General features: G+C 45.8%; 22 protein-coding genes. 1 reads left to right on the top strand and 21 read right to left on the bottom strand.

The window, feature by feature from the left end; all coding sequences use genetic code 11:
• Positions 1 to 17 precede the first annotated feature (17 nt).
• From DHX103_RS08720 to DHX103_RS08705, 4 genes are all read right to left on the bottom strand, one after another.
• Positions 18 to 407 carry a flagellar protein FliT gene (locus tag DHX103_RS08720; RefSeq protein ID WP_422121903.1) on the bottom strand — a complete coding sequence of 130 codons (390 nt, stop codon included), beginning with the start codon at positions 405 to 407 and terminating at the stop codon, positions 18 to 20.
• Positions 407 to 1,885: a flagellar filament capping protein FliD gene (gene fliD / locus DHX103_RS08715; RefSeq protein ID WP_422121902.1), complete on the bottom strand. Its 1,479-nt coding sequence runs from the start codon at positions 1,883 to 1,885 to the stop codon at positions 407 to 409. Before fliD ends, DHX103_RS08720 begins: the two co-directional genes overlap by 1 nt.
• An 84-nt stretch (positions 1,886 to 1,969) precedes the next feature.
• Positions 1,970 to 2,323, bottom strand: a complete 354-nt coding sequence (flaG, locus tag DHX103_RS08710) for a flagellar protein FlaG (protein ID WP_422121901.1) — start codon at positions 2,321 to 2,323, stop codon at positions 1,970 to 1,972.
• 136 nt (positions 2,324 to 2,459) lie between these two features.
• The gene (locus tag DHX103_RS08705) at positions 2,460 to 3,227 is read right to left on the bottom strand and encodes a glucosaminidase domain-containing protein (protein WP_422121900.1); all 768 of its coding nucleotides are present in this window, start codon (positions 3,225 to 3,227) and stop codon (positions 2,460 to 2,462) included.
• A gap of 238 nt (positions 3,228 to 3,465) precedes the next feature.
• Here DHX103_RS08705 and DHX103_RS08700 point away from each other — a divergent pair, with 238 nt between their 5' ends.
• Positions 3,466 to 4,311, top strand: a complete 846-nt coding sequence (locus DHX103_RS08700) for a DNA endonuclease (RefSeq protein WP_422121899.1) — start codon at positions 3,466 to 3,468, stop codon at positions 4,309 to 4,311.
• A gap of 21 nt (positions 4,312 to 4,332) precedes the next feature.
• On the opposite strand, the gene DHX103_RS08695 is transcribed toward DHX103_RS08700, so the two are convergent.
• From DHX103_RS08695 to cdaA, 17 genes are all read right to left on the bottom strand, one after another.
• Entirely contained in the window at positions 4,333 to 4,572 is a 240-nt protein-coding gene (locus tag DHX103_RS08695) for a hypothetical protein (protein WP_422121898.1), read from the bottom strand.
• A 71-nt stretch (positions 4,573 to 4,643) separates the two neighbouring features.
• Complete coding sequence (locus DHX103_RS08690; protein WP_422121897.1) at positions 4,644 to 4,820, bottom strand: YjfB family protein; 177 nt, start codon at positions 4,818 to 4,820, stop codon at positions 4,644 to 4,646.
• Positions 4,821 to 5,257: 437 nt separating this feature from the next.
• The gene (locus DHX103_RS08685; RefSeq protein WP_422121896.1) at positions 5,258 to 6,388 is read right to left on the bottom strand and encodes a flagellin; all 1,131 of its coding nucleotides are present in this window, start codon (positions 6,386 to 6,388) and stop codon (positions 5,258 to 5,260) included.
• A 270-nt stretch (positions 6,389 to 6,658) separates the two neighbouring features.
• Complete coding sequence (locus DHX103_RS08680; protein WP_422121895.1) at positions 6,659 to 7,348, bottom strand: response regulator; 690 nt, start codon at positions 7,346 to 7,348, stop codon at positions 6,659 to 6,661.
• A gap of 228 nt (positions 7,349 to 7,576) precedes the next feature.
• Positions 7,577 to 7,798: a carbon storage regulator CsrA gene (gene csrA / locus DHX103_RS08675; protein WP_422121894.1), complete on the bottom strand. Its 222-nt coding sequence runs from the start codon at positions 7,796 to 7,798 to the stop codon at positions 7,577 to 7,579.
• 3 nt (positions 7,799 to 7,801) lie between these two features.
• Entirely contained in the window at positions 7,802 to 8,248 is a 447-nt protein-coding gene (gene fliW / locus DHX103_RS08670) for a flagellar assembly protein FliW (protein WP_422121893.1), read from the bottom strand.
• A 389-nt stretch (positions 8,249 to 8,637) separates the two neighbouring features.
• Positions 8,638 to 8,979, bottom strand: a complete 342-nt coding sequence (locus DHX103_RS08665) for a zinc ribbon domain-containing protein YjdM (protein WP_422121892.1) — start codon at positions 8,977 to 8,979, stop codon at positions 8,638 to 8,640.
• A 96-nt stretch (positions 8,980 to 9,075) separates the two neighbouring features.
• Complete coding sequence (locus DHX103_RS08660) at positions 9,076 to 10,248, bottom strand: hypothetical protein (RefSeq protein WP_422121891.1); 1,173 nt, start codon at positions 10,246 to 10,248, stop codon at positions 9,076 to 9,078.
• On the bottom strand, positions 10,241 to 10,765 hold the full coding sequence (locus tag DHX103_RS08655; protein ID WP_422121890.1) for a sigma-70 family RNA polymerase sigma factor: 525 nt from the start codon (positions 10,763 to 10,765) through the stop codon (positions 10,241 to 10,243). The genes DHX103_RS08660 and DHX103_RS08655 overlap by 8 nt, the downstream gene beginning before the upstream one ends.
• A 122-nt stretch (positions 10,766 to 10,887) precedes the next feature.
• Positions 10,888 to 12,714 (bottom strand): dihydroorotate dehydrogenase, encoded by a 1,827-nt coding sequence (locus DHX103_RS08650; RefSeq protein ID WP_422121889.1) that lies wholly within the window; start codon positions 12,712 to 12,714, stop codon positions 10,888 to 10,890.
• Positions 12,715 to 12,881: 167 nt separating this feature from the next.
• Positions 12,882 to 14,720, bottom strand: coding sequence for an adenylate/guanylate cyclase domain-containing protein (locus tag DHX103_RS08645; RefSeq protein ID WP_422121888.1), 1,839 nt, complete (start codon positions 14,718 to 14,720; stop codon positions 12,882 to 12,884).
• Between the two features lie 11 nt (positions 14,721 to 14,731).
• The gene (locus DHX103_RS08640; RefSeq protein ID WP_422121887.1) at positions 14,732 to 15,076 is read right to left on the bottom strand and encodes a DUF3307 domain-containing protein; all 345 of its coding nucleotides are present in this window, start codon (positions 15,074 to 15,076) and stop codon (positions 14,732 to 14,734) included.
• Complete coding sequence (locus tag DHX103_RS08635) at positions 15,073 to 16,224, bottom strand: HD domain-containing phosphohydrolase (RefSeq protein WP_422121886.1); 1,152 nt, start codon at positions 16,222 to 16,224, stop codon at positions 15,073 to 15,075. Before DHX103_RS08635 ends, DHX103_RS08640 begins: the two co-directional genes overlap by 4 nt.
• Before the next feature lie 170 nt (positions 16,225 to 16,394).
• A complete protein-coding gene (glmS, locus tag DHX103_RS08630) occupies positions 16,395 to 18,197 on the bottom strand; it encodes a glutamine--fructose-6-phosphate transaminase (isomerizing) (protein ID WP_422121885.1) in 1,803 nt (600 codons plus the stop codon).
• A gap of 415 nt (positions 18,198 to 18,612) precedes the next feature.
• Complete coding sequence (gene glmM, locus DHX103_RS08625) at positions 18,613 to 19,962, bottom strand: phosphoglucosamine mutase (RefSeq protein ID WP_422121884.1); 1,350 nt, start codon at positions 19,960 to 19,962, stop codon at positions 18,613 to 18,615.
• A gap of 47 nt (positions 19,963 to 20,009) precedes the next feature.
• Positions 20,010 to 21,269: a YbbR-like domain-containing protein gene (locus tag DHX103_RS08620; protein ID WP_422121883.1), complete on the bottom strand. Its 1,260-nt coding sequence runs from the start codon at positions 21,267 to 21,269 to the stop codon at positions 20,010 to 20,012.
• The gene (gene cdaA / locus DHX103_RS08615; RefSeq protein WP_422124743.1) at positions 21,262 to 22,098 is read right to left on the bottom strand and encodes a diadenylate cyclase CdaA; all 837 of its coding nucleotides are present in this window, start codon (positions 22,096 to 22,098) and stop codon (positions 21,262 to 21,264) included. Before cdaA ends, DHX103_RS08620 begins: the two co-directional genes overlap by 8 nt.
• Positions 22,099 to 22,191: the final 93 nt, after the last annotated feature.

Below are 22,191 nucleotides of genomic sequence, written 5' to 3'. Positions count from 1 at the left end.
AAAGAAACCTCCTTGTATTACTTCCGCTGGTCAATAAATGACCCTTCGTTGGATTTCGTCTGGTAAGCACCGACATATTTTTTCGATGTCTGGCTTGTCTGGTTCAGCCGGTTCATCTGGCTTGTGAACGCTCCATGCAGCCGGTTCAAAAGTGGCTGCATTTCATCTTCGTAACCTTTCAATTGGCTGATGACTCTTCGGTCTGCTGTTGTCCACTCGAATTCAGCGGCTTTTGTATATTCACTAAGTTGCTCGATGACGGCCTGGCGCTTTTCAAACAGTGCCTGTACGGCTTCGAGTTGCCCTTCTTCATTGTCGTCCATTTTCGAATGCACCGATTTTGCTTGGACATTCAGTTTTTCTGTCAAGTCGAAAAATTCAGCAAGTCTGAGTTGATAAGCGTCCATTACATGCCACCGAACATATTCTGCTGCATCCATGTGCTTTGCGAATTCATCTGGCTGATAGCTTTTTCCATCGCGGTGAACTGTTTCCAGTAGCGGTCTTCGATGCGGGTTAAGCGATCCTGCCATCTGCTGATGTCCTGGTCCATCTGTTTAATCTTTTTGGAAAGGTTGCTGTTATCCACTGTTCCGGTAGGGGTTCCTGCTTTTTCACCGAGGCGGGCCACGATATCATTTAATCCGGCATATACCTTATCTCCAATGCCTACTCCGTTGCCCGCAGCATCTTTCCTTGTGAATAACTCCATTACTTCCTCTGGGTTATTTGTAAAAGCGGCGTTTAATTTATCTTCATCAATAAATAATTTACCGCCTTCTGTATACGATCCAGTATTGATACCTATTTCAGACAAAACGTTTATATTTTCTCTCGGTATGCCCTCTACCGCTCCCATAAAAGCACGGCGCAATTCTTGCATAGCACCTTTCAGGATAGGATCATTCCGTAGTAATCCACTTCTTGCTTTTTCTTCCCACAGCTCAACTTCGTTTTCGCTCATGTCTTTTTTCTGCTCATCTGATAATGGTTGGAAATCGGGATACCGTTTCTTCACCAATTGTTTCTCGATTTCTGAAATGGTTTTATTATAATCTTCCACAAAAGCTTTAATCATTTCCATTGGTTTTTCCGGATTTGATTGAACATTAATTGTGGTGACTTTACCTTCCTCCGCTTTTAAGAGGTCTAAGGTAATGCCGTTAACAGTAGTTTTGTTGGTCTTCAAGCCGGTTATTTCGATTCCATTAAATTTTATCGACCCGTCTGCAGCTCCAATTGACGCTGACTCAGTAGTGGTGCCGTCATTCATAATTTGTTTGGCTAAAGCTTCGTTTGTTGCAGTGCCATCTGCAGTTTTAAAAGCCAGTGAAAAAGCTTGTTCTGCTCCCATCTCTTTCGAAGTCATAAAGAAACGGGAAGTTGTTTCATCAAAATTCACTCGAAGTTCCGGAACTTGGCCTGCTGTTGCAGTTTGTATGGCTTTTGCAACGGCTTCATAAGTCATGTCATCTGTCACATTAACCGTTGCTATTGTTCCTGCTGTTGTTTCGACCTGGATTTTACCGGCTACTCCAATAATGTCCTTCGAATTAACTGCTTGCTCACTTGTGGTAGTGTCTGCTGCTGTAACAGTTTTCGTAATTGCGTTTGCTGAAGTCATTTTAGCGGGACTCGCCAAACTGAGGACTTCCGCTGTATACGAACCAGCCATCGCATTTGCTCCTGCTGTCGCTGCAACATTTCCTGGACTTAAGGATGTTGCACTGTAAGCATTAAATGAGGATTGAAGCCGCAATTGGCTTGCACTGTCCCGCAAATTTCTAAATTCCAGATTTGTGTCACGAAAAGCTTCTTGTTGCCATTCCGCATAAGTTTTCTGCTGCATTAATTTATCCAAAGGCATTTTTTGAATTTTCATCATGTCTCTAACGATTGCATCTGTATCCATTCCTGAAGCCAGTCCGCCTACCCGCATTCCAATCACTCCGTTTCTCTATCAATCTGTTTACGATTTTTCGTCTACGACTAATCCCATGAGCTCCGTCATCGAAGCATACATATCAAGGAACTTTCTGTTCGGGATCTCTTTCAGCACTTCATCCGTTACCGGGTTGATCACCTGCACGTAATATTCGTTCAGTTCTTCGTGCAACATGAATTTAACTTCGGTCGTGGTAGATTCAAGAAACTTGTTCATTCCTTCGATGCGATTCTGCACATTTTCTTTTGTTACTCTCTCTTGTTTCAGCTCTTCTTTGGTTTGTTGGCGCTCAGCTTTTACCTGAAATTTCACTTGCTCAACAGCTCCAGTTTCAACGCTTTTAAAAATCGACATACTTTGTGTGTTTTTAACTTCCATCGCTCTCAATCCCCTTATCCGGTCAATCTGTATAATACCTTTACTTATGTATCGGCAGAAAAGGAGATATTTTTAGTATATTTTCTAAATTATGTTGCACAAAAAAATAAAACCGCGGAATAAATATCGGTTTTATCTACGTTAATTTATTCAATTGTCGGTTGACGCCGGTAACCCAATGATTGTTAAGGCCTGTCGGATCGTTGCCTGCACCGACCGGAGCATATTTAGCGCCGACTGCCGAAACCGTTGTTATTCCCTGATTCAAATAATTCTGGCGCAGATTGCGGGCCATATCAAAAATGCTTTCTTCCAGAGAGTCATAACTTCGGAGACCATTCCGGCCCATCATGCCCGCCACGTTGTTTTTCTCATTCACCGCGCGGGAACTGCCGTTTCCAGTTTCATGGATGGCGATCGCCGACAGAAAATTCGGATCCAGGTCGTATTTCTTCCCGGCATTGATGAAGTGGGCAGAAGTTCCGCTCAATTTGCCGTCCAACGTATTTTCAAGCTTGATAAATTGAATCGGCTTGAAGCTCAAATCCGTCTTCAAATTCGGCACCGCTGGCTGAACAGCCCCTTCGGCAGCTGCTGGAGGGGTTATCACGTGAGCTGTTACCCCAGGCATCGACACTGAAATCGGCTTGTACGCATTATTCAATTGCGCCATCATCTGGCTATTGTCTGAATTCCCCGCAGGATTCATCGCCGCCATCATGGACGGATCCATTTCGCCGCCCTGCATCATCGAGCTCAGCAGCGTCATGAACATAGAAGTATCATTGCCCGCTCCATTCAACTGGTTAGCGGAATTCCCTGTCCCATTCGCAGCCGACGAAGCCTGGGCCAATGAAGCCATTGTCGTATAGTAGAACCAATTGGAAGAAATCGGACTCGTCACGGGCGTCACACACCTTTTGTCAGAATATACATGAATTTATCATACAGGAGAATGGCGAAAAAAAGAATAGGATAATTGTGACAAAAAATATTTAATACATTTCATTATTTGGAAATCCCCTAAAAGATTGTGGCGTTAAAATATATGCTCCTCTAAGTACCTCTACTTCAAGTTAGACCGATTCCTTTCAACAGAATATAATAAAAGAGAACATTAGTTCTTGAAAGGAGGGTTATTAATGGAGCTATTCCAACTTTCTACTATTGAACAAAACGTATTAATAGCAAGTGTAATGGGTGATGGTGAAATTACGAAATTGTATCCGGGCTCCCGCCGAAGAAATAATAGCTACCGTGAACATTTCAGTCCCCAGCAACTCGATTATCGAATCTGGAAGCTGAACTTATTGCCTGCTAATTTTTACTTTAATAATGCCAAGTCAAATATCTTTTCTCCTTCCCTTCCTCTATTTACAGAAATGTTTCCTTACTTTTATGGTCCGGGTGGCAATAAGATTATCTCTGATGAAATTTTGAAGCTTTGCGATTCCCCAATTTTTCTTGCCACTTTATTTTTAGATGACGGCTCCTTGTCTATTTCTGCTCAGAGGAGTGAATTGAAAAAGCTTATTTACTTAACTCCACATATTTACCTCTATTTACAATGCTTCTCACAAGAAGACCTGATAAAATTACAAAATCATATCTTCTCCACATTTTCGATAGAATTAAAAGTCAGTAAAAGGCCGGACGGATTCGGTTATATATTAAAAACGACCAAAGTCAGCGAAACACTAAAGTTTCTTCGTGTCGTTCTAGCTGTCTCTTCCGACTGTCCTTCGATGTTTTACAAAACCAATTGGAACTATCGTTTCGAAAGGGAAGTCCAAAGATACAAAGAGTCCCTTCCAGAATATGAAGTGAGAGCCAGTTCATCTGAGCGGTCTAAAAATTATTCAGATGCAGAATGCGATTTAATAATACTTATGAAAAGTCAGGGACATACGGATGGACAGATTGCTGAAAAGCTCGGACGAAGTTATTGGTCTGTAGTTTATAAATGGAGAGAGATTAGGGAAAGATAAAATTTGGACGCTGTTTACTATTTAGTGAAATACGATAAGCTTTTGTTTTTCTAATGTATCATACTCGTCTTTCAATATTTCTAGGCGCCTATTCAAACTTTCTCTTTCATCCATCGACAAATCATTTCCGGCAGCCGACTCCGCAATCCCTTTCATCTCCTGCAACTTCACATCCATTTGATCCAAGATATCAATTTGCCCTTTAGTCCATTGGAGCTGCTGTTGGAGAAATTCTTTTCGTTCATCTTGATCTTGATCCACTCAATCACCCCTCTATAATTTCATATAAATAATAGCCATGGAATTTTCCATGGCTATTATTCGTGAAAATCTCATCCTTTTAAATCAACCGATCCACCAATATGCGGTCGAACAGATTGCTCCAACATCTTAACAGTATTATCGCCATTCGACTCTGCCTGGTCCATCGACTTTTTCATAACCGAGACAGATGCTTCCTGTCTTACGTTTACCTGACTCAAGACCGTTGATAGCGCTCCGATATCCATATTATCTCCTCCTCGGTCTTATAGAAAAAGGAGCCCAAAATCAGGCTCCTTTTCGTTCTTAAGATTAACGCAGTAATTGAAGAACAGCTTGTGGCTGTTGGTTGGCTTGCTTTGCCGCTATGTCTTTCGATCATAGAATAGACTATATCTTCACCCTCTTTTTTGAGGGGCTGGGCGCTTCGAATGGCGCTTGTGCCACCCTACGGATTTCATCGCCATAGCTTGCGCCTTAGACGGTCTATCCTAGTCGTTGAACCTTCTCCAGAGTTTCCTCACAGGAGCTTGGCTGCTGATTATCCATTGGTCCATCCTCATCATTTTCAAACCGTGACGCCGACCGTTTCCAGTTACGCTGTGGTTGATGAGGCTTTAGGAAGTTCCAGCAATTCACCCAGTTATACTCTAACCCGTTACCCGATTAGACGCCCTAAAATCAATTATCTCAACAATTGTAAAACTGCTTGAGGCATTTGATTGGATTGAGCCAACATTGCTTGTGATGCTTGTGAAAGAATTGAGTTTCTTGTTTGTTCCATCATCTCTTTCGCCATATCAACGTCTCTAATGCGTGATTCTGCTGCTGTTAGATTTTCTGCTGATGTGCCAAGATTGTTAATTGTATGTTCCAAACGATTTTGAGAAGCACCAATTTTAGAACGTTCACTCGATACTGATCTTAAGGCAGATTCAATAGCAGTAATAGATGCTGAAGCTCCTCCTTGAGAATCTACTTTAATACCATCAACTTTCAATCCAGTAGCACTTGTATCGTTTAAGTCAATATTCAATGCTTGACCAGTATTAGCACCAATTTGCAACTTAATTGATCCATCATTAGCTATGGTTTTATCGTCTTGAATGTTCAAACCTAGTGTATCACCAGTCTTGAGTTCTGCACTCGCAGTAAGCGTAACACCGTCTACATCGATAGTTCCAGCACTCGCAATCGTACCTGTAGTTTCAGTACCATCTGCTTTGGTTAGAGTATAATTAAAAGTACCCGCAGTATCTGGATCTTCACTGCCAATTTCAAGAGAATATGAACCTGAACCAGTAACTGTATCATTATCTACCGTTGAAGTAATTGAAAATGAAGTCGAGTTACTAGATAATACTTCAGCCGATGCAGCCACTACTTGGTCTTTAGCTTTAGAACCATCTAATAATTTTTGAGTATTAAACTCAGTAGTATTAGCAATTCTATCAATTTCCGATGTTAACTGATCAATCTCTTTCTGAATTTCTCCACGGTCTGTATCTGTATTTGTGTCGTTGGCAGATTGTACAGCCAATTCACGCATACGTTGCAAAATGTCATGTGTTTCATTTAAAGCACCTTCAGCAGTTTGCATCAAAGAAATACCGTCTTGAGCATTGCTAGAGGCTTGCTCCAACCCACGAATCTGACCACGCATTTTTTCAGAAATCGAAAGACCTGCCGCATCATCTTTCGCGCTATTAATGCGAAGACCAGAAGACAATTTCTCCATGCTGCTTGCTTGTGCATTGTTTGCAGCGCCCATTTGGCGGTGCGTGTTTAAAGCTGTGATGTTGTGATTGATAATCATTGTGTATTACCTCCGTGTAATGTATTTTTTTGCAAGGGTGTTCAAATCCGTTTGAACTTCCTTACACTGTCTTTATCGGAGAGCATTTGAAAATGTTTAGCGTTTTTTGAAAAAAGATTTTAGAATATTTTTGCACCCTCACGTAATACATGAGCAACTCACTCTATTTCCCCCTTCTGCTATAACTCCTAACAAATAACAAAAGGATGCCTCCATCTACTAAACGGCATCCTTTTGCTTATTTCATTTATTGATAAAGATAACTACCTTCTACTTAAGTTCGATCCATCCATTTTTCAAAGCCGTCACAACTGCCTGGGTTCTGTCGCTGAGGTCCAGCTTTCTCAAAATGGTGGACACATGGTTTTTGATCGTTTTATCACTGACGCCCAAAGTTTCCCCTAACGTTTTATTGCTGTGGCCTTCTGCCAGCAATTGCAGCACTTCGGATTCCCGGGTTGTTAACAGGTGATACGGGCGCCGGATATCCGATTGGAAAAACTTAGCTCCCGTTTTCCTTTCATCCATTTTCTTATACTCGGATAAGAAGTCTGTCGTGAGCTTCGGATACAAATAAAACTCCCCTTTAACAACCGCTTGGACCGCATTGATGATGGAAGGGGCATCCATCTCTTTCAACAAATACCCCGACGCCCTTTCCATGATGACTTGAGATACGTACTTGAATTCTGCGGCAACCGTGAAAACCAGCACCTTCGAATCCGGAAAGTGCTGGATCAGTTCCCGCAACGCTGCCATCCCCTCAGTGTAGGGGAAGTTGGGGTCAATAATTACAACGTCCGGTCGATATTGTGTATATAAGGAAAGGAGCTGCTCGCCATTATCCCCTTCGGCAACAACCTGCAGACCTTTATCCAGTTCCAGTATCCGCTTTAACCCTCCGCGAAGAATGGGGTTCGAATCAATCAGCAGTAAATTTATTTTTTGATAATTATCCAAAGCGATGTTTACCTCCTGCTGCTTAGAGCAATCTAATTCATATGTATTTTTGTAAACCCTTTCACACCATTCAAATTTCAGAACTCGTTAACATTAACAGAAACTTCTCTTTCTTGGAAACAGTTTGTCAAATTAACTTGGTAAAAACATCAATTTCTTAAGAGTGCTATTTCCTCAATATCCCTATTCACTAAACTAAAAAAAGCCTACATCTCTGTAGGCTCCCCTTCATTTCTTCATGTTCAAAAAATCACTGATATTAATGACATTCGACATCGCGTTCTTATTCTCTTCCTGAATCTCCAGGTACACTTCTTCCCGGTGGATTGTAATATGCCGCGGTGCTTCGATTCCGAGCTTGACGGTTTCGCCTTCCACGGAGTTGATGGTGATTACGATTTGGTCGTCGATAACGATCGATTCGCCTTTTTTTCGTCCGAGTACGAGCATCGCCTACACCTTCCTTGCTTCAGCTTGGAATAGCGGCTGTTTGATTTCGTAGGTTTTAATGTCCATCACAGTTTGCATGCCGAGCTGCTTGCGATTGTTGATGACGAGCGGCGCTTTCAGGTTGGTCGTGGCGTGCTGCATGTCGCCGGGCACCGTCACGGTTGTCAGCACAAGCGCATCGGCCGGGTCTTCTATTTGCAGGCGCTCCACGGTCTGGTCGGTAATTTTAACATCATAATCCTTGTAGAATGAAAACGGATCGACCAGAAAGAAACTGATGTCTTCCGCTTCCAGCGATTGCAGGAAGAAAAATGGCGTTTCCTCTGTTGTGTCAGCCGGGATCAAGACGTATTTCTGGTATTCATCAAAACCGGGAATTCCTCTGGTAAATGTGATGACGCTTGAGTCTGCCACTTCTATTTCACCGAAACGGGTCGTTTGGATTTTCATAATGTGCTCCTTTCAACTCTTTTGATTCTTTTGCTAGTTCCTATTTTTACACAGCTTTGAATATTTAAACAGCAAATTTTTACAATTTATTTCTTCATGAATCAAATCGCTCTTTCTTTTTTTCAGAAATAATGAAAAGGAAGCTTTTCTCCTGCGAAAAGCTTCCTTATCAGGTTTGCCGATGAGAAATAAAGGCGGCAATGGATTTATCGTCGGTTTTTTGTGATTTATCGTCGATTTTGTTGTCTTTATCGTCGATTTTTAATGGTTTATCGTCGGTTTTTAACGGTTTATCGTCGATTCTCTTGCCTGAGCACTTCAGCTGAATATTTTGCACCTGCTTTTATTGCAGGGAACTGGCAAGGTTAGATTATCCCTAGCCTCTTCCCTTACCCCTTCTTCACAAACTCCGACTTCAATTTCATTTGTCCAAAACCGTCAATCTTGCAGTCGATATCGTGATCACCCTCAACGAGGCGAATGCTTTTCACCCTCGTGCCCTGCTTCAGGACAGACGAACTGCCTTTCACTTTCAAATCCTTGATGACGGTAACGGAATCACCGTCCTGCAGCACATTGCCATTGGCATCTTTCACGACTTTCGCTTCTTCAGCGGTATCGATTTCCGCTCCAGGCGTCCATTCATGCGCGCATTCCGGGCATATCAGCTGGCTGCCGTCTTCGTAGACATATTCGGAGTTGCATTTCGGGCAATTTGGTAGTTCATTCATTGTTGTGGCCTCCATCTGTTAAATAAAATCGATCTAAATAAAACACTCTCAGGAAAAGCATATCCCAAGAGTGCATTATTGACCATAGCGAATACATTATTCCACTGTTCCGACATCCAATATATACATCGCCCGATCCTCCCTTTCGCCGTTGACAATGAGCTTTCCTTCCTCTGTGAACCGGGGTTTGACAAGCCGTTCTTCGATACCCGCGAAGGCAGGAACTTCCAGCAGTTCTTCTCCTTTTAGCCTAAACAACTCAACATCATTCGAGTCATTTCCATCGGCGACACTCAAAGCGACATACTCACCATAAACCGCGTAGGCATCAAAGTCAGGAGTTTCAATTTTGACGAATTCTCCTGTTTCAAGATCCATATAGCCAAGATCTGTGGCGGTCAACTCTTCATCACTTAATTGCGCAAAGACTTTATTGTCCATCAATATTACATTTTCAGCTCTTTCATAGGGAAGAGTAAATTGTGCTTCCAGCGAATTTTCATCCAAATCGTATACTGAAAATGAAGTGATTGTTTTGTCCTCTTCTATTACACGCTCAGGAATTACGATGCTGTTCTGCCAAACGGACGCACCGCTATTGCCTCCATCATGTATCAATTCATGCAATCGGGTTTTTTCCATCGTCAGTAAATCGACCATTTTATAGCTGGGCTGTTTCTCTTTCCCTTCAAACCCGGCATATATCAAATAATTCCTGCTGATGTTCAAGTCAAATACCAGCCTCGATTGGATCACTTTTCTTTCATTCGTTTCCAGATCCATGATTTCAATCGCAGCGCTATCATCTAAATCCACTTCCCACGCCAGCCAGTCACCCTCTACGACAAATTCATATGTCTGAGCTCCTTCTTCAAGATTCACCAGCACTGTTTCGGTTTTATCGGCTGCATCAAACGCATATAGTTTTCCGTTACTATTATATACCAGTGCGTCCCGTTCATCGTCATACACTGAAGTAATCAAGTTCGGATACGCATGCCCCGCCACAATCAATTCCTGTGGTACCAGCCCTAGTTCCTCTAAAGCACTTTGCTCCTGCCAATCACTCATGTAAGGATATCCCAGCACACCTGCAAGCCCCATCACCGCCACTCCCGCAAGCGCCGGCAAAAACTTCGGCACACGCGATGGTTTCCGTTCACCGCTCCGCTCCTGCGCCGCCATCAAAATCTGCCGCTTTTTCGCATCCGACAAGGTCACATCTTCCGGCACCGAATCGTCCAATTTCCGCTTCAAATCCTCACGCATGGTCAATCCCCTCCTCCGTAAATGTGATGCCTGCCTGTCGCCGCCCTCTTGCCAGCCGCGTCTTCACTGTATTGTCCGAGACCTTTAACACCTCGCTGATTTCTTTGACCGACAATTCCGCATAATAATGAAGCCACAAAACTTCCCGGTATTTCAACGGCAACTTGCCGACTGCTCCAGCCACTTCGTTGTTTTTTTCAGAAGCCATTGCGGTTGCTTCCGCCGAATCCTTACCTGGCAACAGCGGACTCAGTTTGTTGGTCAATTCGATCTTGCGATGCGCCCAGCTCCTGAAATGGTTATGGCATTCATTCACTGTAATCCGGTACAAAAATGTTTTGACGCTCGAGCGCCCTTCGAACTTTTCGAGATTTATGTAATAGCGAATAAAAACATCCTGCACAATGTCCTCCGCCTTCGTCCGTTCTTTGACAAACGAATACGCCAACCGCACCAAATAATGCCCGTATTCATCCATCGCCTCCGTCAGCAACCGGTCCTTCTCCCGCTTCTCCAAGCCCTCGCCCCCTTTTTCTCTAACCGTTAGACAACAGCCAACGCGTTGCGGTTTCGTTTTTGTCCAAAAAAATACCCTTTCTGCCAGTTTAGCGGAAAGGGCTCACTAATAATGAATCGATTTTATTGCGTCTTAAAAAAGAAAGCCTTCGAATAGACCAATCCCACCGCAAACAGCCCCAGTGCAATATATGCCGGCAGTATATGGATGAACGTCGTGTAACCGATCACGTAATGGATGATGATTGCTGCGCTGAACGCCGGAATTCCACCGAGCAAAAAGGTGTACCATACCCATTTCTGTCCCTGCTGGAATCCCCAAAGTGCCAGCATCAAAACGAGCAAACCTACACTGACCAATGCACTTCCGAGGCCTGCGCGGTCATGTGCGATTACCGGAATCAATCGGTCATTTATTCCAGCCAACTGCTCCGAGCTCATGCAAATATAAGCGATATCGGTTTGGACGAATACCCCGTTCACGCCGATGGTGGAAATGACAATGCCCGCAGCAGCCAGCGCAAAACCGAGCGCCACAAATGCCAGTTGGCCCCATAAGCTTTTTTTCCAGGCGCTGTGATTGGTGCGATTAATCGACCGGGAATGTTCGGCATGATTTTTGGCAGCCAAATAGCCTTTCCAAAAAAACGGCAATAAGATCAACCACAGAAGTCCGTGCAGCCAGTCGAAATAGCCAAACCCAAGAAACAGCAAAATTCCCAGGAATCCTAAAGTGCCGGCAATGTGAATGGCTCTTGTCGCCCATCGCAGCCCGTGCCGCACACCGTGGCGCGCCAATTGCATGTAAATAATGCCACCAGAAATCATCGTTCCCGCGACCGTCATTCGGTCATGCTGCATAAACCGGTAGATATTCGGATTGATGGCGATTAGCTCTTCCCGCGTCAGCTTCAAAAAAGCTTCATCATAGGGCATGATGACAAGGGTCATACTAACAAATAAAGCGGCCACACCGCCGAGCACCATCAGGAATCCGAATAACCAATGCCAAATCCACCCACTATATATTGTCTCTTCTTCCATCTTCGTATCTAATAAGGCTTCATTAATTCGTTTCGGCAAACCAGGTCCGCCAAAAACATAACCAGCGGTCAATATGACCAAATCCGCTCCCGCCTCGAATATCGCCAAAGCATCCTTGGGTTCTGCTATGCCGCCAGAGACGATAACCGGAATATCGCTCCTATTCCGGATGTCCGCTACCTTTTTCGCCAAACGGTCTGACTGGGCCAATGAAGCCTCTCGTCCTGCGCCGGTGTCCGTTGCCTGTTCATCAATCATGATGCCATCCGCTGACAGACTTTCAAAATAAGCGTTATCCCATTCATCCACCGAGCTGGCATATAACAGCGGCTTGTCATTCAAAGACCTTTTCAGTGACTGCCATTCATCGTTGCTGTAACGGTCTTCCAGGATAAACGCATCACCCCAGCCGCTCAGCGCTTTCGCCAAAGACAGCGTTTCTTCATAAGAAGCCGTTCTTCCAAGCCGGATAAAAATCGGTTTCTCGTATTTTTTCATCTGCCGCAGTTTCGCAATAGTTTGCTCGACTCCCGGAGATTCCAGGTGAGGAGGAAAAACAAGATTATCCTTCGAGCGAGTGAACGTTGGCGCTTCTTCATTTTGCGGAACTGTCGTAACCGGTCCAATTTCAATAAAACCGAAGCCCAAATGGCCAAATGCTTTGGTACCAGTTAAGTTCGGATCGATTTTTCCGCTTAAGCCAACCGGATTGGAAATCTTCAATCCGAAAATATTTGCTTCCAACTGGCGAGCTGGCGCTGTATGTCCCAGATATTCGATTAGTTTGCTTCCACCGGGAACCGTAGAAATCACATTCATGCCACGGTGAATAAACTCTCTCCCCGTCTTCGCCGGAACTTGGGTGAGCGCTGGTTTAAACATGGTATGGTAAGTCCAATCCGGCAACAAAATCACGTCCTAAAACTAATATGGTTCTATTTTACATCTTTCATCCTTTAAATGGTATAAGCCATTTATAAGAAGAAAAATATTCAGAGAGCTGAGTTTTTATCCTAAAAAAAATGGACGATATTCTGGTTGACCCAGAATATCGTCCATTCTTCAAGATTCCTTCATATTATTTTCCTTAAAGCCTTTTCCCCCACACAAACCCGCACCAGTCCCACTTCCCCTTCAATCCCTTTCAGTTTCGCCGGGAAAGCCTCCATCTGGGCGCCATTCTGCTCCACTAGAGCACGCAATTTCGGCTGATCCAGGTAGTCGCGGCTAAAGACGATGTCGCCCCCCGTTCCTTCACCCTGGATGCGCGCTGCCAGATTGACTGTCCGGCCGAAATAATCGAGCCGGTCGTTGGACGTTACGGCAATGGCCGGTCCGCTGTGCAAGCCGACTTTCAAGATAATCGGATCCCTCTTATCTTTATTGAATTCCACAAGATTCTGTTGTATCTCCAGCGCCGCCCGCAAGCCGTCCTCCGGCAAATGGAAAACGGCCATGACAGCGTCGCCGATCGTTTTCACGACACTGCCTCTATTGTTGCCGATCCATTTCGTCAGAAAATCAAAATGTTTATTGACCTGGCCATAAGCATTGGCGTCGCCGACCGTTTCGTAAAGTGAAGTCGAGCCCTGCAAGTCGGTGAACAAGATCGTCACATGGTCGATGCCGATCTGCTGGTCCGGCGACAACACCTCCGAAGAGAATAAATCCCGGAACTCCTGCATCGCCGTCACTTTGGCGGCCGTGATGGTATTTTGGCTCCAGGCAGCTTGTTCCAGGACCACAAGAATGTCTTGATTGCTTGAATTATGAACGATTATCTCTGAAGCCGGGGAAACCCTTTCCTCAGACCAACCCGCATCGCTATACGTGATGGAAGCTTCAGCGGCATCCGAAACTCCTTCCAGCGGCACTTGATCATTCGCCTGCAAAACCCTTAGCCGCAGCTGTTCCGCCTGGACCGGCACCGGAAATCGCATCGACTCGCCCCGCAGAATTACCTTCTGCGCTTTCACATGCGGTGTAATCATCGGCCCCCCGACACAATACACTTCGGCATAGGCTTTCCGGATAGACGAATGAACCGAAAAATTGAGCTCGACGAATTGATCAAAGCTGGCATCGTAATTGATTCCGCATAAATCGCAGTGAAATTCGCGGGTCACTCCGGACAATGAATTCTGTTCGGATTTTGACACCCGGCAGTTTGGACAGATCATATTCCAGCTCAGATTCAAAATGCCGGATTTGGTGGCATACAACAACAAGCGAAGCACTTCATCCGTGTCCACTTGCCACTCTTCCGCCATCCGGACCGGTTCCATATGTGCAACGTCGTGATCGCTCCTTTCTGCAATATATGTATGAAGCAATTCAATTTTGTCCGCCTCGACCGGCCAGTTTCGCAGCACCGCTTCCAGCCGCTCCAATTCCACAAGATCCACTTGATGATTCTTCTTTTTTTGCGGCGCGTTGAATAGATCTTCTGTTTTCCCAGCCAAAAATTCATCGAGGTAATTGAACGTATTCAGCATCGACTTGTATCCGGTCAGCGGAATAGCCGCCAGGCCGAGAAGATTTTGCGGAATAAATTCGGCAATCAGCCGAACTTTGGTCTTGCCGGGTGATTCTGCTCCGCCATCGACAAGCTCAACTCCTCCGGTAAAATGCTTGATGGGACCACTCAGGTAGCGCCGTTCCACTTCATAGGACTTGTTTTCTTCCCATTGAAAAGGGAACTCCTGCCAGCGCAAGGGGATTACACCGCCCACTTTCGCAAAGGCTTCACGGAAAAAAATTCCTCTTTCCTCTTTTTTCGCATTGCTGAATTTTACGGGAAAAAGGCCGATGTACAGATTCAAACGGTTATTATCAGCCAAGAGTGCCCAGATTTTTTCCTTGCTCAACGGATACTCCCGCTCAATCACGTATTTTTTAGTCGCATACTTCATCTGTCACTCTCCTAGGAAATCGCGATGGCAATCGCTAAAATGATGATATGAAAAATTTGGTCGGCCATGACGCGCAGCCAGGCCTGTTCCGGGCCTTTCGCTGTCTGAATGTTGCGGACCCACAACGCCACGAAGGTTTTTCGGTCCAATAAGATATGGCTGAAGAAAATCAGCGCGATTGCCGCCAGCGACAAGCCGCCGGACATCCAACCGAAAACCCCGACGACAAGCGTATATACCGTCACATGTGCCAATAAAGGAAGCCATTTTGCCGCTTTATTCTTCGCCATCCACGAAGTCTGCAACAAAAAATCACCGATTAAGTGTCCGATCAATAAGTAGTCGAACTGGCTCATAAGCGGTACTCTTTTTTATGGTCCGCTTCGTACTGTACCAAATTGTAATCGCATTCCGTCAGCACCGCTGTAAAGGTATCGACAATCACACTGTCGAACAGCGTCTCTTTGCAGCGGATCAACTCTGCCGCCCCGTCACGGTACGACATGCCTTTGCTGTAGGAGCGCGCCGTTGTCATGGCATCGAACGTATCCGCCACGCCGACAATGCGGGCGAACAGCGAAATCTCCTCACCTTTCAAGCCGTCCGGATAGCCGCTGCCATCGATCCGTTCATGGTGCGACCGGGCTGTTTGAATGACATCCACCATCGCTCTTTTCGGCTCCATATTCGACAGGATGTCGGCACCAATCACCGGGTGCAGTTTGATTGCTTCGTATTCCTCCGCCGTCAGCCGCTCCGGTTTCCGCAAGATGTCATCCGGTATGCCAATTTTCCCGACGTCATGCAGCAGCGCAGCTTTGTACAATTCCTTCATCTTGTCCGGCGCCATGCCGAGCTTGCCGGCAATCCACACTGAATAATTAGCGACCCGCTCCGAGTGGCCCGCTGTATAGGGGTCCCGTGCATCCAGCACTTTTGCCAGCGTCCGAATCATACTAAAGAACATTTGTTGCAGTTCATCGTACATCTGGCTGTTATGGAGCGCCATTGCCGACTGGCTCGCAAGCGCGACGGCAAGGGAAACATCTTCTTCCGTAAAGAAATCCGATTGCTTTTTATTCAATAGCTGGAGTGATCCCAACACTTCGCCTTTCACCATTAGCGGCACCGTGATCATCGACTTCGTGACGAAGCCGCTCGACTCATCCACGCGGTTCGACCAATCCGGATGCTGTTGCACATCGCGGATCAACACCGGCTCTCCGCTCATAATCACTTTGCCGACGATGCCTTCATCTTTCTTCAGGCGGATGTTCAAGATCTTGTCCGCCGATTCGCCGTATGCCGCGACCACCCGGATTTCTTCCCCATCCGGATCCAGCACCCATAACGTTCCCGCTTCCGCTCCAACCATTGCCACCATTTGCAGCAGGATGTTCTGGAACACTTCTTCTATTTCCAAATTCGAATTTAATTGCTTGGAAGCTTCCAATAAACTCAATAATTGCTGGACTTTCATTTCGGACTTCAGTAATTGTTCCATTTTATACCCCCATCGTCCCACTCGCGTCTATCTCGATTTGATTTTTCTGTTTCTTCTATATATTATCGACTGAATTCAAGATAATTAAAACCAAAATATTTTTAAATTGACAATTTTTCTATCTGCAACCAAAAAACCGGATCCCAAAGGATCCGGTTTTACTAATGTTTTTATTCAACCGTAACGGATTTCGCCAGGTTACGTGGCTTATCAACGTCACAGTCTCTGTGAAGCGCTGCGTAATAGCTGATTAATTGCAACGGAATAACCGATACAAGCGGTGTCAGCAATTCGTGCACTGTCGGAAGCACATGGCTGTCGCCGTCTTCGTTCAGGCCTTCCATTGAAATGATCATCGTGTTCGCGCCGCGTGCCGCCACTTCTTTGACGTTGCCGCGGATGTTCAAGTTTACGGATTCCTGCGTCGCAAGTGCGATAACAGGGGTGCCTTCCTCGATCAACGCGATTGTTCCGTGCTTCAGCTCGCCGCCGGCAAAGCCTTCCGCTTGGATATACGAAATCTCTTTCAATTTCAAGGCGCCTTCAAGGCCGACGAAATAATCCATCAAACGGCCGATAAAGAAGCAATTGCGTGTCGTGGAAAGGAAGTCATGCGCCAATTGCTCAATTTCTTCTTTCATATCCACTTGCGATTGAATCGCATTTGCCACAATTCCCATTTCCTGCACCAGGTCGAAACCAAGCTCGCGTCCGCGCGCTTCTGCCGTCACAGCAGATAAAATGGCCAGAACTGCCAATTGCGCAGTATAGGCTTTTGTTGAAGCCACTGCGATTTCCGGGCCAGCGTGCAACAATAACGTATGGTCAGCTTCGCGCGACAGGGTCGATCCCGAAACGTTCGTGATCGTCAGTGAAGGGAAGCCCATTTCTTTGATGCGCACCAATACCTGGCGGCTGTCCGCTGTTTCACCTGACTGTGAAATGAAGATGAACAACGGTCGCTCGGAAAGAAGCGGCATATTATAGCCGAATTCGCTCGCGACATGCACTTCCACCGGAATGCCCGCCATTTTCTCCAAATATTCCTTGCCGATCAAACCTGCATGATAGCTCGTTCCCGCTGCGATGATGTACAGACGGTCAGCTGTCTGCAAAGCATCCAGAATTTCTGGCTTGATGGTCAGTTTCTCATCGTCGCCTTGGTAAGCCTGGATGATTTTGCGCATCACGGCCGGTTGCTCATCGATTTCTTTCAACATATAATGCGGGTACGTGCCTTTGTCGATATCGCTCATGTCGATTTCAGCAGTGAACGGTGCGCGTTCCACTTTTTCGCCTTCAAGCGTCAAGATATCAACGCTGTCTTTGCGCACGATGACGATTTCCTTGTCCATCAATTCAACGAACTGGTCCGTCACTTGCAGCATCGCCATTGCATCAGAAGCTACAACGTTGAACCCTTCGCCAAGTCCGACTAATAACGGGCTTTTGTTTTTCGCGACAAAAATGGTCTGCTCTTCTTCTGCATCCAGCAATGCGATTGCGTAAGAGCCTTTCATCAATTGAAGCGCTTTGCTGAATGCTTCCTGTGTTGTCTGGCCTTCTTCCACAAATTTGCCGATCAATTGCACGATGATTTCTGTGTCCGTGTCTGATTCCATTGCTACATCAGCCAAATAATCGCGCTGCAGGTGGTGATAGTTTTCGATTACGCCGTTATGCACAATCGTGAAACGGTCCGACGTGTTCTGATGCGGGTGAGCATTCACTTTGCTCGGCTTGCCGTGCGTTGCCCAGCGTGTATGCCCGATTCCCGTATTTCCTGTTACGTCGTCATTAACTGCGCCGCGAAGCTCCGCAATGCGCCCTTTTTCCTTGAAAACTGTAATGCCTTCGCCGTTGCGCACAGCAATACCCGCTGAATCATAACCGCGGTACTCCAAACGCTCCAGGCCTTTCAATAGGATCTCTTTTGAATCTTTCTCTCCGATATACCCGACAATTCCACACATAATTATAGTTCCTCCAATTTTATCAATGTCAAAATAAGCGTCCGCCGAATTACGCGTACGCGTTCCTGAGCCCATTCACCCTGTTGTACAGCTGATCGCTCAACTGCTTTAAAGGTGAATATAACGACCGGGCTTCACGGCCGGGAGGTATCCGCCGAAATCTCGATACTCCTCCTCCTCGTCTACTGGAAAATGACTGGTCCGTCCGATTTTCCCAGTACAGGCGCTTCAACTAGTTTCCTTGTACGCAATACTATCCCCCTTTTTATGCGGTCCTAAACGGACACCCTAATCATAACCCGCTCTATGTAAAAGAGCAACTGCATCGAATGGCTCATTCAAATTAAAAACATTCTATTTAATTGCATAAAAATATCCGCGAACGTACTAATTCGCGGACAATTTCTTATTAGATTCAGCTCATACCCATTTCTGCACGAACCACTTCTGCGATGCGTTCAACATAATTTTCGCAGTCTTCTTTGGAAGCTGCTTCCACCATCACGCGCACCAAGGGTTCTGTACCGGATGGACGCACCAGCACACGGCCGTTGCCGTTCATCTCGTTTTCCACTTCTTCAATTTCGGAAGCGACTTTTGCATTATCCGTCACCGCATGCTTATCCGTTACACGGATGTTTACAAGCTTTTGCGGGAAAATCGTCATTTCTGCAGCCAGCTCAGATAATTTCTTGCCGGTGATCTTCATGATATTCACCAATTGAAGGCCCGACAATAACCCGTCGCCCGTCGTATTGTAATCGAGGAAAATGATATGGCCTGACTGTTCGCCGCCAAGATTATAGCCATTCTTTCTCATTTCTTCCACCACATAACGGTCGCCTACTGCTGTTTTAACACTCGTCATGCCATTCGCTTCAAGTGCTTTATAAAAGCCCATGTTGCTCATAACGGTTGAAACGACCGTGTCGTGATTCAGACGGCCTTCATTTTTTAAATGCTTGGCGCAAATAAACATGATCTGGTCGCCATCGACGATATGCCCTTTTTCATCCACTGCTATCAACCGGTCGCCGTCGCCATCAAATGCCAGCCCGATATCCGCATGTTTCTCGACCACGAGTTCCGCAAGCTTCTGCGGATGGGTAGAACCCACGTGGTCATTGATATTCAAACCGTTTGGCGATGCACCCATCGACGTGATATCGGCATCAAGATCAGCAAACACATGCGTTGCCAACGTTGAAGTTGCGCCGTGCGCACAATCAAGTGCCACGTGAATACCATCGAATTCTTCATCTACGGTCTGTTTCAAATACTGGATGTATTTTTGTCCGCCTTCAAAATAACTCGTGATGGCCCCAAGATCGCTGCCCGTCGGTCGCGGCAATTGATCTTCTTCCATGTCCAGCAAAGCTTCGATTTCCGCTTCCTGTTCATCCGAAAGTTTATAGCCATCCGAACCGAAAAATTTAATGCCGTTGTCCTCAACCGGATTATGCGAAGCTGAAATCATGACGCCCGCTTCCGCACTCATCACTCGCGTCAAATAGGAAACACCAGGTGTGCTGATGACGCCAAGACGCATCACTTCCGCTCCGACACTCAATAAGCCGGCAGCCAAAGCACCTTCGAGCATTTCTCCTGAAATTCGCGTGTCACGGCCGATCAACACTTTCGGCTTGTCTTTCGAGCTTTTCGTTAAGACATATCCACCGAAGCGTCCCAATCTAAATGCAAGTTCCGGTGTCAATTCGCTATTCGCAACTCCGCGAACTCCATCCGTACCAAAATATTTTCCCATTCTATAAATCTCTCCTTAAATCCAATACAGTTATCGGATGATAATGGCTATCTTATATTAACGGTCGCATCGACAGGCGAAATCAGCCATTCAGCTTCTTCCGGTCCCTCTACTGCAATCTCCAGATTTTGTTGTCCAAATTTTCCTGCTGCATCTACATATACCACAAAATCTTCCAAACTCAAACTTTTCAACAATTCTTCTGTTCCGTATGCGATCAATGCCACCATGCCATCTGCAGGATCGAGGAAATCGGCATTATTGCCCGCTTCCATTCCTCTGACCTCTAATGCCAGGTTATCAAAGATTCGCATATCATCATCATCCGTATAATTGATGTTTTCGGGAAGCAGCACGGTTTCATCCACGGTGATTTCCGCATCGACGATAATGCTTCCCGGCTCTACCGAACTCGTTCCTTCCGGAGCGGCAAGGTCGACTTCAATCGCCGTATCAGTTAATGAAACCCCACTGATATTCACTTCCACGTCATATTCCTCGATCGCGTCGACGATATTCCGCGGGCCTGAAATTTTGACGGTGTCGATCGTCGTTTCAATTTCATCCACTGTAATGCCTTCACGCGCGGTTCCGGTTTGTGTCAGTGATATCGGAACTTCTTTGCTGTATTCTTCAATCACAGCTTCAACTTCCACCACTTCCGGTGAGATCGTCACATTTTCAAGTTTGGTGAGATCATTGGCCAGCACTCGGACTCTCGCCTCTCTTGTCACGGAAGCGTTCATCCCCGGCTCTTCCGTCACCGTCGCTTTTACAAAACTGATGGAGTCGATGACGCTTTTCGGTCCGCTCACGGTCACTATATCGGGATCCGCCGTTATGCTTTCCAGCACAAAGCCTTCCGCAATCAAGCGCTCATTCAGCTCGGCATCAATTTTAAATTCCTGGGTTACCCGTTCCTCGATCATGACATTCAGAAAAGTCGGATCGATCCGGACTCCCAATTGCTCGGAAACGTTCTCCGTTTGCACACGGATTCGGTGCTCTCCAAGAGGCAAATTGCGCAAGTCCACAAAAACGGTGAAATCTTTGATTTGCTGTGTTGCCTGGACCGCGCTGTTGGGTCCCGTAAGGTGAACATCGACCGTTGCCGGCACTCCGCTGACCATCAAACTCGTATCGTCATAATAAACTTCAAGGGGCACATCTTCGATGATTTCAGTCATCGTATTGCTGGCCGCTGAATTGTTGTTTTCCTCTTCCGCTTTCACGGTAAAGAACATAAGAAGGGCTAGCAATAATGCAGTAATCCTCAAAAACCAGGGGTTGTCCATCATTTTATCCATTCTTATTTCCCCTCCAGTTCCACCAGGAAGAAGTTTGGTTCTGCTGTTGTTCGCCGAACCAAATTCGGCGGAGTTTCACTTCAAAGTCTTCCAATGACAGATTGCGGTGAAGATCCCCATTTGCCGTCAAACTGATGGCGCCCGTTTCTTCTGACACAACAATTGTGATGGCGTCGGTCACTTCACTGATCCCAAGTGCTGCACGGTGGCGCGTTCCCAACTCCTTGGAAATGAACGGACTTTCCGATAACGGAAGATAGCATGCCGCTGCCGCCACTCTGTTTTTTTGGACAATAACAGCTCCATCGTGAAGAGGGGTGTTGGGGATAAAGAGGTTTATCATCAACTCTGACGTTATGTCAGAGTTTAAAGGAATTCCCGTTTCGATATACTCACTCAATCCGGTTTCACGCTCTATGGATATAAGCGCGCCAATGCGCCGCTTAGCCATATAACTGACCGATTTTGTCATTGCCTCAATCAGTCGGTTGCGTTCCGATTCTTCATTTAATGTGCTGCTGGAAAACAGTTTCCCGCGGCCCAATTGCTCAAGCGCTCGCCTGAGTTCCGGCTGGAAAATGATGATAATGGCAAGGAAACCCCAATTGAGCACTTCTTGCATAATCCAGCCAAGTGTTTGCAGATTCAATGCCTGCGTGATCAATTGCGCAATAATGATGACAAAGATCCCTTTTAATAATTGAACCGCTTTGGTGCCTTTAATAATCGTTATCAATTTATATAAAACGAACCAAACTAATAAAATATCAGCAATATTGATAATAAGTTCGAGTGGTGTTAAGTTAGTAAAATTCTCCAGAAACGGCATCTGCAACCCTCGCTTTTCTACATCTGCATGAAATAAGTATAGCATAATCACCGCTCCCTTGCCTTTATAGAAAAGCGACAACAGCCGTAGGAT

Origin of the sequence: Planococcus daihaiensis (assembly GCF_049262615.1) — a bacterium.
Classification (GTDB): domain Bacteria; phylum Bacillota; class Bacilli; order Bacillales_A; family Planococcaceae; genus Planococcus.
Note: the sequence above shows the minus strand (reverse complement) of the source record. Positions and strands in the feature narration are given on the sequence as shown.